This window comes from Streptomyces sp. 11-1-2 (assembly GCF_003595545.1).
GTDB lineage: Bacteria > Actinomycetota > Actinomycetes > Streptomycetales > Streptomycetaceae > Streptomyces > Streptomyces hygroscopicus_B.
On sequence record NZ_CP022545.1, the window covers coordinates 10,971,730 to 10,983,975 of the forward strand.

At 69.6% G+C, this 12,246-nt stretch carries 9 protein-coding genes; 4 read left to right on the forward strand and 5 right to left on the reverse strand.

Going from position 1 to position 12,246, the window contains the following annotated elements:
• Positions 1–2: 2 nt before the first annotated feature.
• The 5 genes from CGL27_RS46655 to CGL27_RS46675 form a co-directional block, all read right to left on the reverse strand.
• Positions 3–788 (reverse strand): amino acid ABC transporter permease, encoded by a 786-nt coding sequence (locus CGL27_RS46655; RefSeq protein WP_078646226.1) that lies wholly within the window; start codon positions 786–788, stop codon positions 3–5.
• A gap of 41 nt (positions 789–829) precedes the next feature.
• A complete protein-coding gene (locus tag CGL27_RS46660) occupies positions 830–1,624 on the reverse strand; it encodes an ABC transporter substrate-binding protein (protein ID WP_119993802.1) in 795 nt (264 codons plus the stop codon).
• A 129-nt stretch (positions 1,625–1,753) separates the two neighbouring features.
• Positions 1,754–1,984 (reverse strand): hypothetical protein, encoded by a 231-nt coding sequence (locus tag CGL27_RS46665; protein WP_078646228.1) that lies wholly within the window; start codon positions 1,982–1,984, stop codon positions 1,754–1,756.
• A 187-nt stretch (positions 1,985–2,171) separates the two neighbouring features.
• Complete coding sequence (locus CGL27_RS46670; RefSeq protein ID WP_119993803.1) at positions 2,172–4,184, reverse strand: beta-L-arabinofuranosidase domain-containing protein; 2,013 nt, start codon at positions 4,182–4,184, stop codon at positions 2,172–2,174.
• Between the two features lie 178 nt (positions 4,185–4,362).
• A complete protein-coding gene (locus CGL27_RS46675; protein ID WP_119993804.1) occupies positions 4,363–5,448 on the reverse strand; it encodes a MerR family transcriptional regulator in 1,086 nt (361 codons plus the stop codon).
• Positions 5,449–5,726: 278 nt separating this feature from the next.
• On the opposite strand from CGL27_RS46675, the gene CGL27_RS46680 reads away from it, so the two are divergent.
• The 4 genes from CGL27_RS46680 (at position 5,727) to CGL27_RS46695 (ending at position 12,140) form a co-directional block, all read left to right on the forward strand.
• Positions 5,727–6,758, forward strand: coding sequence for a hypothetical protein (locus CGL27_RS46680; RefSeq protein WP_119993805.1), 1,032 nt, complete (start codon positions 5,727–5,729; stop codon positions 6,756–6,758).
• Positions 6,759–6,931: 173 nt separating this feature from the next.
• Entirely contained in the window at positions 6,932–8,815 is a 1,884-nt protein-coding gene (locus tag CGL27_RS46685) for a family 43 glycosylhydrolase (RefSeq protein ID WP_119993806.1), read from the forward strand.
• The gene (locus tag CGL27_RS53700; RefSeq protein WP_119993807.1) at positions 8,812–10,698 is read left to right on the forward strand and encodes a family 43 glycosylhydrolase; all 1,887 of its coding nucleotides are present in this window, start codon (positions 8,812–8,814) and stop codon (positions 10,696–10,698) included. Before CGL27_RS46685 ends, CGL27_RS53700 begins: the two co-directional genes overlap by 4 nt.
• Positions 10,698–12,140, forward strand: coding sequence for an RICIN domain-containing protein (locus CGL27_RS46695; protein ID WP_119993808.1), 1,443 nt, complete (start codon positions 10,698–10,700; stop codon positions 12,138–12,140). Before CGL27_RS53700 ends, CGL27_RS46695 begins: the two co-directional genes overlap by 1 nt.
• The last annotated feature ends 106 nt before the right edge of the window (positions 12,141–12,246 follow it).

Below are 12,246 nucleotides of genomic sequence, written 5' to 3' on the forward strand. Positions count from 1 at the left end.
GGTCACCTCGCCTTCGCCGAACGGGCCTCGAGCCGGCGCACCAGATGGCCGAGCGGAACGGTGATGATCAGGTAGCACACCCCGGCGACCAGGATCGGGGTGAGGCTGCGGTGCTGGTTCAGCGCGTCCCGGCCGAACTTGGACAGCTCGTACTGGTCCAGGGAGAGCCCCAGCAGATAGACCAGGGACGAGTCCTTGGTCAGCAGCACCAGTTCATTGGTGAGCGGCGGCAGGACGATCCGGAACGCCTGCGGGATGATGATCGAGGCCATCGCCCGGGTGTGGGACATCCCCAGCGAACGCGCCGCCTCCATCTGCCCCTTGGGCACCGCCTGGATCCCCGCCCGCATCGTCTCCGCGATGTAGGCGGCCCCGACGAGCCCCAGCGCCAGCATCACCGTGACGTGCCGGTCCAATGCCACCTGGAAGGCGAGCGGCACCCCGAAGCCCAGCGCGATGAACACCAGCAGCGCGGGCACCCCGCGGAAGAACTCGATGTAGGCGACCGCCAGCCAGCGGTACGGCGGCACCTGCGAGAGCCGCATCAGCGCCAGCACCACCCCGAGGACAAGGCCGAAGCCGAAGCCGAGCAGGGTGTAGACGACGGTGTTGACCAGGGCGGTGGTGATGATGTCGGGGAACAGGGACCGGGCGACTTCGGCGTCGAAGAACGCGCGCCGCAGTTCACCCCAGTCCGCGGCCAGGACGATGGCGAGCAGCAGGGCGATGAGCACGGCGTACTGCACCGCTCGTATCGCCCGCGCCCGCTGTCTGCGGGTCATTGCCATATGTGTGCGGACTCCTCAGCTCCGATGGCCGTCAGCGGGCGTCACTTCTTGGGCGCGGTGCCGAACCACTTCTTGTAGATACGGTCGTAGGAGCCGTCCGCCCGGGCGTCCTTCAGCACCGCGTCGATCTTCTTGCGCAGCGCGTCATTGCCGGTCCGCACGGCGATGCCGTACTGCTCGCCGGTGTCGAACTCGGCCGTCACCGTGGTGTCGGCGTTGTCCTTGACGTAGTCGTAGAGCACACCGTTGTCGTTGATGCCGGCGTCGGTCTGCCCGGTCTTGACGGCGGTCAGCAGCAGCGCGAGATCCTCGAACTGGACCAGCTTGACGCCCTTGGCGTGCTTCTGGGCGTAACTCTCGCCGGTGGTCCCCTGCTGGACCGCGAGCTTCTTGCCCTTGAGGTCGGCGAGGGTCTTGTAGGGCTTGCCCTTGGTGGTGAGCAGCGCCTGCGTGGCCTCGAAGTACGGGGCGGAGAAGTCCAGGTTCTTCTCGCGTACGTCGGTGATGGTCATCCCGGCGGCGGCCACGTCGCACTGGTTGGTGTTGAGGTCCTCCCCGGACTGGATGCCCTCGAAGGGCGTGTCCACGATCTCCTGCTTCACATCGAGCGCGGAGGCCACGAGATCGACCATGTCCACATCGAAGCCGACGATCTTCTTGCCCTGCTTGGACTGGAAGGGCGGATAGGGCAGATGTGTGCAGGTTGTGAGCTTCCCGGAATTCACCAGGCTGATGTCGCCGCCGCCGGACCCGGACGACTTGGTGCTGGTGCACCCGGCCAGGAGGGCGGATACGGCGGCGACGGCTATGACGGGCAACGCGGAGCGAGCGGACACGGCACCTCCGGGACAGGGTCGGCGAACGACCACGGACCTCATGATCAGTGAGTCGGGCCGAATCCTCCCACCGGATATGCCGCGGTGTCTTTACGCGCGCAATTGCGACCGGATAACGGAGAGACGAGGTCAGCGCCGCCGGCGCCGCTTGCGGCGCTTGCTCCAGAACCAGCCGGCCGGCGGCTCGTCCGCCCGCCAGGGCTGGGGCTCGGGCGCGCCGCGCCGCCACCGCGCGGTCAGCATCCGGGTGCGCGCGGCGGGCTCGGCGACCTCGGCGTCCCGTATGAAGTCCTCGTCGAGGGTGACGTCGTCCCAGCCGTCGGCGTCGTCGTCCCCGCGGGGTGTGGATCCGGTGCTCAAGGGGCACCTCCCGTTGCAATGGTGCCGCTCGGGCACAAGAGCGTGTTCCTCGAGCGGTGAACGCATGGGGTGTCCGCCGAGTTCCGGTGGACACCGAGCGGGACATGCCCGGGTCCGGTGGAGATCAGCTGCTCAGGGCGTGAACTGAAGACCAGCAGGTCAGGGGCCTGGTCCGGTCCTGTGAAGGTCAGCCGGTCAGGGTCTGGAGCGGGGTCCACACCCGCATCGCGCCGGGCTCGCGGTTCGCCCACGCGTAGTACGGGATCGCGGTCACCGGGACCGGCCCGGGGGCTTCCGCGCCGCTCGCGTCCCCGCCGGGGCCCGCGTCCCCGCCGGAGCCCGTGTCCCCGTCGGGGCGCTCGCCGCCGTCCCGGTACGGCCACCACCCGTCGCGCGCGACGGCATGGCGCAGGGCCATGGAGGTGATCACGGACACCCCGCCCAGCAGCTCCGGCCGGTGCTCCGCGCTCAGCGCGGCATCCGGGTCGAGGGTGATGTCGTCCAGCCGCACCCCGGCGGGCTGATCGGGCTGCTCCAGGCAGTACACCAGCGGGCCGCGCTCGATCGCGGCACAGCCGCGCACCCCGTCGGCCCGCGGATCGGGCCGGGTAAGCCGGGGGTCCAGGGGCAGGCTCAGCACGACCGTCTCGCCGGGCCGCCAGCGGCGCCGCAGCCGCAGCCAGCCGTTCTCGGCCCGCTCGGCCACCGGCTCCCCGCCGACCGTCGCCTCGTACGACGTCGCCCAGTGCGGGATGCGCAGCGACAGCGTCCAGTCCGTGTCCTGCGGGGCCGCGTCCACGACCACCGCGATGCGTCCCTCCCACGGGTAGCCGGTCCCCACCCGCACCGCCCCGCCGCCCGCCTCGTACGAGCCCGACGCGTACTGGTGCAGCTGCAGCCCCTGGGCGTCGCCGCTCGCCATGTAGTGCGGCAGCGAGGCCAGCAGCCGCATCACATTGGGCGGGCAGCACGCACACCGGAACCACGGCGTCCGGTGGGCGCTCTGGTCACCGGTGGCGCCCTTACGGCTCTCATCGTTCTGACGGACCTGCAGCGGATTCACATAGAGCCAGCGCTCACCGTCGATCGACACCCCTGACGCGAAACCGTTGAACAGGGTGCGCTCCACCAGATCGCTGTAGCGGGCCTCCCCGGTCAGCAACGCCATCCGCCATCCGAAGTGGATGGCGGCGATGGCCGCGCAGGTCTCCGCGTACGCCCGGTCCGGCGGCAGTTCGTACGCGTCCCCGAAGGACTCCAGCTCGTGCCGGGACCCCACCCCGCCCGTCAGATGGGTCTTCGTCGCGGCCATGTCCTCCCACAGCCGCACCAGCGCGTCCCGCAGCCCCGCGTCGCCGGTCTCCGCCGCCACATCCGCGGCCCCGGCCAGGAGATAGAGCTGGCGCACCGCATGCCCGGCGACCGCCGTCGCCTCCCGCACCGGGATGTGGTCCTGCCAATAGGGCGCCCCGGGCCGGGGGCCGGGCGAGCCGTCCGCCGGGCCGTCGCCGAGGCTGCCGTGCCCGCGCCGGTCCACGAAGTACCCGGCCAGCTCGAGGTGGCGCCGCTCACCGGTCTCCCGGTACAGCTCGACCAGCGCCGTCTCTATCTCCGGATGTCCGCACACCGTCTCGTTCCTGCCGGGCCCGAACGTGGCGTCGACGAGATCGGCGCACCGCACCGCCACATCGAGCAGCCCGTCCGCGCCGGTGGCCCGGTGGTGCGCGACCGCGGCCTGGAGGAGGTGGCCCGCGCAGTACAGCTCGTGCCCCCAGTGCGGTTCAGCCCACCGCCGGGCGTCCGGCCCCAACTGGTAGTACGTCTGCAGATAGCCGTCCTCGGCCTGCGCGGCCGCGACCAGCCCGGCCAGCCGCTCCACCTGCCGGGACAGCTCCTCCTCGGCCGGCCCCTCGCCGCCGTCCGCCAGCTGCCAGGACGCCGCCTCGAGCCACTTGTGCACATCGGAGTCCTGGAACGGGAAGTCACCCCGGAAACCGGACTCCGCCGGCGCCGTCCCCGCTGCGGCCCGCAGATTGGCGAGATTGCCCGCCCGCTCCAGCCGGTCCGGCCCCTGGGGAACGCTCACTTCGGCGTTGACACGGCGTCTGGCGGCCCAGAAACCCCCGGTGATCCGCGCCGCGGTGGCCGGGCGGAGCGCGGTGCGCGCTCCCTGGGAGAGCCGGATCGGACCTGCGGACATGCCCTGCCCCTTACGCCGCGCCGCCGGCCATGCCTGTCTCCCGGTCGGCAGGAGTGGAAAGCGATTTCCGCCGCGAGCATAAGGAGGCGTTCTTTCGGCCGACAAGCTTTTGCACACACCATTCATCAATGTTCAACAAGCGGTCACGGTGGGCGGGCGAGACGGTCACGGGGGCGGCTTACGCCGAGGTCAGCATTCTCCGCTCGGCCACATGGGCCACCACGCAGGTGACGTTGTCGGGCCCGCCCGCGCGGTTGGCGAGGGCGACCAACTGCCGTACGGCCGTGCCCGGGTCGTCCTCCGAGGCGAGCACCCGCCGGATCTCCCCGGCGGGCACAACCCCCGTCAGCCCGTCCGAGCACAGCAGATAGCGGTCCTCGGCGCATGCGTCCCGCAGGGCGAAGTCCGGCTCGAACGCCGAACCGCCGCCCACGGCGCGCAGCAGCAGCGCCCGCTGGGGGTGCGAGGCGGCCTCCTCGAGGGTGATCCGCCCCTCGTCGATCAGCGACTGGACCACGGTGTGGTCATGGGTGATCTGGAACAGCTCACCGTCGCGCAGCAGATAGGCGCGCGAGTCGCCGATATGGACCAAACCCAGCCGGGAGCCCGACCACACCATCGCGGTGAGCGTCGTGCCGACATCCCGCAGCGCGGGGTTGGACGCGGCGAGCGCCGAGACCGACTCCCGGGCCCGGTGCGCCGCCTCCTCCAGAGCGCTCAGCAACTCCCCGCCCGGAACACCCGCGTCCAGCGGTTTGAGCGCCTCGATCGCCGCCTCGCCGGCGTGCCGTCCGCCCCCGAATCCGTCGGCCACGGCCAGCAGACGCGGACCGGCGTACCCGGCGTCGTCATTGCTCTCCCGGACCGATCCGGTGTCGGAGAGCACGGCGTAGCGGATCCCCAGGGTGGTGTGATCGGAAGACATCGTGGTGTCCCTCCCGGACAGATGGTCGACGAGGAAGGCGGCCAGGTCCCTCCTGGCCGCGGTGTCGGCCTCGACCCGCGCCCAGTACGCGCGCACCTCCCGCGCGGCGGCCTCCGGCTCCAGCTCGCACACCGTCCGGATCTCGGCGAGCGGCATGCCGAGCCGCCTCAGCCACGCCACCAGACGGGCCCGCTCCAGCTGTGCCGGATCGTAGCGGCGGTAGCCGGAGTGCGGATCGACGCGGGCGGGCGGCAGCAGCCCGAGCTCGTCGTACAGGCGCAGCGCCTTGGGGGACAGCCTCGACGCCCTCGCGAACGCGCCGATGGTCAGCAGCCCCATGTTCGCCCTCCTCACCGCCGGGCACCTCGCCCGGCGACCACGATGCTCGGGCTTCCCCCTTGGGGAAGGTCAACGGCGGGTCCGCGATCAGAATCTCTCCTCTCGCACGATCAATTTCCACAACAAGCGAGCGTATTTAATCTGACATCAGTCCCTCATAATAATGAATCGGTCATATCCATACATCTTCCTTTCTTTGGGTATCCGCCATGCTTTCCCGGGAATTGACGGTGTATCCGTGCAGTCTCGTGGCTTCACGAGAAGAGGGAGGTCCTCTCATGACCGTTTCCACCACCCCCGGCACCGTCTGGGGCACCTGGATCAACCTGCAGGGCGGCATCCACTCCGAGCCCGCCCCGGTCGCGTTCGCCGACGACCGGGTGCAGGTCTTCATCCGGGGCGGGTCCAACGTCCTGTGGAGCAGGGTGGAGGCCCGCGACGGCAGTTGGGGTCCGTGGCAGCAGTACGCGGGCCTGTCCGTCGACGGCATCCCCGCGCCGATCCGGGGCAAGGACGGCAAGGTCCGGGTCTTCTACCGCACCCCGGGCAACAATCTGGAGGTCATCACCCAGACCTCCATCAACTCCGGGTACGGACCGCCCCAGATCCTGGCCACCGGCATCGGGGACGACCCGGCCGCGGCGCTCGGGGCCGACGGCCGCATCTATGTGTTCTTCCCCGGCGCCGACGGCGCCCTGTGGTACCTCCGCAACCAGGACCTGCAGTACGAGACCTACACCGCCGCCACCTCGCTGGGCGGTGCCATCTTCGCCACACCTTCGCCCATCCTCGACGGGGGAGGGCGGATCGTGGTGGCTGTCAAGGGCGTGGGCGAGACCCTGTACACCATCCAGCAGCAGACCCAGAACTCCACCGTCTGGGGGCCCTTCACCCTCGACGCCTCCAACGTGACCAGCCGCCCGTCGGTGTGCCTTGACGCGGCCGGCCGGGTGCAGATCTTCTACCGGGGCTCCGACGGGACCGTCCGGCGCGTCGGACAGAGCGACGACTACACCACGTTCGGCGCTCCCGTGAGCCTCGGCGCACAGATCGTCTGGCGGCCCACCTGCGCCCTCGCCCAGGACGGCCGGGTCAACGTGTTCATCAAGGCCACCGACAACGCCCTGTGGGTCGCCGTGCAGACCACGGAGAACGGCACGAGCTACAGCGGCTTCCAGTCCCTGGGCGGGGTCATCGGCTCCGCGGGCATCGGCGTCCCCATCCTCAACGAGGAGAATCTGCTCTACGTCTTCATCCAGGGCAGCGGAACCGCCAGGGACCTCTGGCTGCAGCGCCAGACCTTCGTCTGATCCGCCCCTCGCCGCATCGCTGATCCGCCCGCCTCACCACACCACCCCATCGCGCGTCTTCCAGGGCTCCACGGTTTTCGAAACTTTCGCACCCTGTCCAGGGGCTGTCGGAAGTCATCAGAACCCTTAATCTCCGAACAAATTCGATCACTTCGGATCGCAGGAGCCCTCTGATGCCCCCGCATGTCACCCGACCCTGGAGAGCGCCGGCAGCGCTGCTCGCGCTGCTGGCCGCCCTCGCTCTCGTGGTCCCCCTCACCGCGAGCCGTGTGCACGCCGCGGAGCACGACCGGAGCGAGGGGAGTGGACGCGCCGTGCGGCAGTCCACCACGGTCTCGCGCTATCTGTTCACCGCCTTCACGAACAGCAGCGAGAGCAATATGTACGTCTACGGGTCCGACGACGCGCGTGACTTCTGGTCGGTCCAGGACAAGGCGTACACCCCGCCCTCCGGTCTCGTCCGCGACCCCAGCGTCATCCGCCACGGCGGCCGCTACTACGTCGCGTACACCACCGGATGGACCGGCACCACCTTCGGCCTCGCGGTCAGCGACGACCGCCGCACCTGGACCCATCTCGCCGACATCGGCCACGGCGTGGCCGCCAACAACACCTGGGCACCGGAGTTCTTCACCGACGCGCCCGACGGCAAGGTCCGTATCGTCGTCTCGCTGTCCACCGGCCCCACCGCCTACCGGCACTTCCAGCCCCACGTCCTCACCGCGCTCGACGACACGCTCACCCGGTGGAGCGAGCCCCGGCCGCTCGCGGGCATCTCCCCGAGCGAGAGCGACTACAACGGCTATATCGACACCTTCGTGGTCCGCAAGGGCGCCACCTACCACGCGTTCACCAAGAACGCCACGGGCGAACTCATCGAGCACGCCGTCGCCGACCGCATCACCGGTCCGTACCGCTTCACCGGCAAGGGCGACTGGGCGGGATGGGGCAGCCTGCTGGAGGGCCAGACCATTGTCACCCTCCCAGGCGGCGGCTATCGCATGTTCATGGACGGCTACACCGTCAAGAAGTACTACTACAGCGACAGCACGGACCTGGAGCACTGGACACCCAAACAGGAGCTGCCCGGCCTGTCGGGTGTCGTGCGCCACGGCACCGTCATCCGGGAGACCGCCACCGTGCGGCCCGGCGACGCCAACCCCGCCCTGCCCGGCTACCACGCCGACCCCGATGTGCTGTACGCCGAGGGCCGGTACTGGATCTATCCCACCGAGGACGGCCACCCCGGCTGGAGCGGCAACCGCTTCAACGGCTTCTCCTCACCCGACCTCGTCCACTGGACCGACCACGGCCCCGCCCTCGACCTCGCCGGTGTCTCCTGGTGCCACGAGAACGCCTGGGCCCCCTCGGTGGTCAGGAAGGGCGACACCTACTGGATGTACTTCAGCGCCTGCCAGTCCATCGGTGTCGCCAAGTCCGCGAGCCCACAGGGACCGTTCACCGACGCGCTCGGCAAACCGCTCGTCGCCAAGGGGCAGTTCGGCCACCAGTCGATCGACCCGGACGCCTTCATCGACGACGACGGCACCCCCTACCTCTACTTCGGGCAGGGCGCCTTCGAGGCGGCCAGACTGAACGACGACATGGTCTCCTTCGCCACCCAGCCGGTGAAGCTCACCCCGCCCGGTTACAACGAGGCGCCGACCGTCTTCAAGCGCGCGGGCCGCTACTACGCGATGTGGTCGGAGGACGACACCCGCAGCCCCGACTACCGGGTGTCCTACGGAGTCTCCGACTCACCGCTCGGCCCCTTCACCAAGGTGGCGGGCAACCCGGTCCTGGCCAAGGACCCCGGCGATCAGATCCTCGGCACCGGCCACAACTCCGTCATCCAGGTCCCCGGCCGCGACGAGTGGTACATCGTCTACCACCGCTTCGCCCGCCCGGGCGGCGACGGTACCCATCGCGAAGTCGCCATCGACCGGATGCGGTTCAACCCCGACGGCACCATCCAGCGGATCCGCCCGACACAGGCCGGCATCACGCCCGTCCGACCCCAGGCGCATCACCAGCCAGAGCAGGAGAGAACCGCATGAGCCGCAGCACAGAACACCAGCCCAGCCGCAGGCACGTGATGATGGGCGCCCTCGCCCTGGGGGCGGTGGCCGGAACACCCGGTATCGCGCAGGCCGCCACCCCCACCGTGCCGCGGGCCGCCGCCAAGGCCCCCTCGTACGCCAATCCGCTGGTGCGCCGCCGCGCCGACCCGCATATCGTCAAGCACACCGACGGTTACTACTACTTCACGGCCACCGTCCCCGAGTACGACCGCATCGTCCTGCGGCGCTCCAGGACCATCGGCGGCCTGGCCACCGCCGCCGAGTCGGTGATCTGGAAGAAGCACACCAGCGGCGACATGGGCGCCCACATATGGGCCCCGGAAATCCACTTCATCGACGGCAAGTGGTACATCTACTTCGCCTCGGCACCGGCGAACGACGTCTGGAAGATCCGGATGTGGGTGCTGGAGAACGCGAGCGCCAACCCCCTCGCCGGGACCTGGACCGAGAAGGGCCGCATCGTCACGCCCATCGACTCCTTCTCCCTGGACGCCTCCACCTTCACCCACCAGGGCACCCGCTATCTCGTCTGGGCGCAGAGCAACCCGGACGTCGGCAACAACTCGAGCATCTACCTCGCCCGGATGGCGAGCCCGTGGAGCATCACCGGGCCCCAGGTGGAGATCTCCCGGCCGACGTACGACTGGGAGACCCGTGGCTTCAAGGTCAACGAGGGCCCTTCCGTCCTGCAGCGGAACGGCCGTGTCTTCCTCACCTACTCCGCCAGCGCCACCGACGCCAACTACTGCATGGGGCTGCTCACGGCCTCCGCCGACAGCGACCTGCTCGCCGCCGCGTCCTGGAAGAAGAGCCCGCGGCCGGTCTTCACCAGCAATGACACCACCAAGCAGTACGGGCCCGGCCACAACTCCTTCACCGTCGCCGAGGACGGCCGCACCGACCTCCTCGTCTACCACGCCCGCCAGTACAAGGACATCACCGGCGACCCGCTGAACGACCCCAACCGGCACACCCGCGTCCAGGCCCTCGGCTGGAAGGCCGACGGCACCCCGGACTTCGGTGTGCCCGTGGCCGACGCGCCCGCGCGGGACTCCACGGCCGCCACCCGCTACACGATGACGGCGTTCACCAACAGCAGCGAGTCGAACATGTACGTCTACCAGTCGTCCGACGCGACCACGTACACGCTGCTCAAGGGGCCTGCCTACACCCCGCCGTCCGGGCTCATCCGCGACCCCAGCGTCATCAAGCACACCGACGGCTACTACTACATCGTCTACACAACCGACTGGACCGGGAACACCATCGGTTTCGCGCGCAGCCGCGACCGCCTCACCTGGACCTTCGTCCGCAATCACACTCTGCCGGTGTCCGGGCTGGAGCGCACCTGGGCGCCGGAGTTCTTCGTGGACGACGGCGGCAGCGTCAACATCATCGTCTCGCTGGACACCGCCTCCACACCCGACTACATCTTCCGGCCGCATCTGCTCACCGCCACCGACGCGTCGCTGTCGTCATGGACCACCCCCACACCACTGCGGGGCCTGGACACGTCCAACTACATCGACACCTTCGTCGTCCGCCACGCCGGGCAGTACCACGCCTTCACCAAGCAGGAGACGACCAAGTACATCGAGCACGCGACCGCGAACAGCCTCGGCGGGCCGTACACCTTCCGCGGCACCGGCGACTGGGCGGGCTGGGGAAGCTGGCGCGAGGGACCGGCGCTGGCGCGCCTGGACAACGGCGGCTGGCGAATCTACTTCGACGGCTACACCGAGCAGAAGTACTACTACAGCGACAGCCTCGACGGCTTCCGGACCTGGACCCCGATCCGGGAGCTGCCCGGGCTCACCGGATTCGCCCGCCACTTCACCGTCCTCAAGGAGACCGTATGATGCGCGGGCGCCCCTGGACCCGTCTGTGGATCTTCGTCGTGGCCGCCGTCCTCGGCCTCCTGGCCCCACTGGCGGGGGCCGGCGCGGCGCAGGCCGCCCCCGTCACGGTCGCCAACGGCACCCAGTTCACCACCACCGCGGGCGAGGCGGTGCACGCCCACGGCGGGGGAGTCATCAAGTCCGGCGCCTACTACTACTGGTTCGGTGAGAACCGCAACGCCGACAACACCTTCCGCTATGTCTCCGCCTACCGCTCCACGGACCTGAAGACCTGGGAGTTCCGCCGCCATGTCCTCACCCAGGCCACCGATCCCGAGCTGGCATCGGCCAACATCGAGCGGCCCAAGGTGCTCTACAACGAGCGCACCAAGCGGTACGTGATGTGGATGCACAAGGAGAACGGCAGCGACTACAGCCAGGCGCGCGCGGCCGTCGCCACCTCCGCCACCATCGACGGCGACTACACCTGGCGGGGCAGCTTCCGCCCGCTGGACCAGCACATGTCCCGTGACATCACCCTCTTCCAGGACAGCGACGGCGCCGGATACATGGTCTCGGCCGCCCGGGACAACTACGACCTGCATATCTACCGGCTGACCGACGACTACACCGGTGTGGCGAGCCTGGTGGCCAACCCCTGGCCCGGCGGCCACCGCGAAGCACCGGCGCTCTTCAAGCGCGGGAACGTGTACTTCATGCTGACCTCCGGCGCCACCGGCTGGAACCCCAACCAGCAGCAGTACGCCACCGCCACCAGCCTGGCGGGCCCCTGGAGCGGAATGCGCGACGTCGGCGATGCCACCGCCTACGGCTCGCAGACCGCGTACGTCCTGCCCGTGCAGGGCAGCGGCGCCACCTCCTACCTCTACCTGGGCGACCGCTGGGGGAACTCCTTCGGCGGCACGGTCAACGACTCGCGCTACGTCTGGCTGCCGCTGGCCTTCCCCACCGCCACCACCCTGAGCATGGACTGGTATCCGCAGCTCACCATCGACACGGCGGCGGGCACGGCGGGTGGCTCCGGTGGTCCGTACACCACACTCAAGGCCCGGCACAGCGGCAAATGCGCCGACATCACCTCCGCCTCGCAGACCGATGGCACCGCGGTCGTGCAGTACACCTGCAACGGCGGTGGCAATCAGCTCTTCTGGGCCAAGGACGCGGGTGGCGGCCAGGTCCAGCTCGTCGCCCGGCACAGCTCCCAGTGCCTGACGGTGGCCGGCGGCTCCACCGCCGACGGCGCCGCCGTGGTCCAGTCGGCCTGCGGCACGGTGACCAACCAGCAATGGCGGGCCACCGACACCGGTGACGGCTACGTCCGGTTCACCGCCCGCTCCAGCGGCAAGTGCCTGGACGTCGCCGACGAGTCCACGGCGGACAAGGCCGCGCTCCTGCAGTGGAGCTGCACCGGCGGCGCCAACCAGCAGTGGTTGCGCGGCTGACCGCACCCGCACCGCCGGTGCCTGGGGGCTGTTGGCTTTCCCCAGGAGGGCCGGTACCTTCGCGGTGCACATGATGTCGGACATTGTTCGTAATTTCGAACCTCAG

What these genes read in the sequence shown, in the direction of transcription:
- CGL27_RS46655 (WP_078646226.1), bottom strand. Translation starts at nt 788, where the DNA reads ATGGCAATGACCCGCAGACAGCGGGCGCGGGCGATACGAGCGGTGCAG.
- CGL27_RS46670 (WP_119993803.1), bottom strand. Translation starts at nt 4,184, where the DNA reads ATGTCCGCAGGTCCGATCCGGCTCTCCCAGGGAGCGCGCACCGCGCTC.
- CGL27_RS46675 (WP_119993804.1), bottom strand. Translation starts at nt 5,448, where the DNA reads ATGGGGCTGCTGACCATCGGCGCGTTCGCGAGGGCGTCGAGGCTGTCC.
- CGL27_RS46680 (WP_119993805.1), top strand. Translation starts at nt 5,727, where the DNA reads ATGACCGTTTCCACCACCCCCGGCACCGTCTGGGGCACCTGGATCAAC.
- CGL27_RS46685 (WP_119993806.1), top strand. Translation starts at nt 6,932, where the DNA reads ATGCCCCCGCATGTCACCCGACCCTGGAGAGCGCCGGCAGCGCTGCTC.
- CGL27_RS53700 (WP_119993807.1), top strand. Translation starts at nt 8,812, where the DNA reads ATGAGCCGCAGCACAGAACACCAGCCCAGCCGCAGGCACGTGATGATG.
- CGL27_RS46695 (WP_119993808.1), top strand. Translation starts at nt 10,698, where the DNA reads ATGCGCGGGCGCCCCTGGACCCGTCTGTGGATCTTCGTCGTGGCCGCC.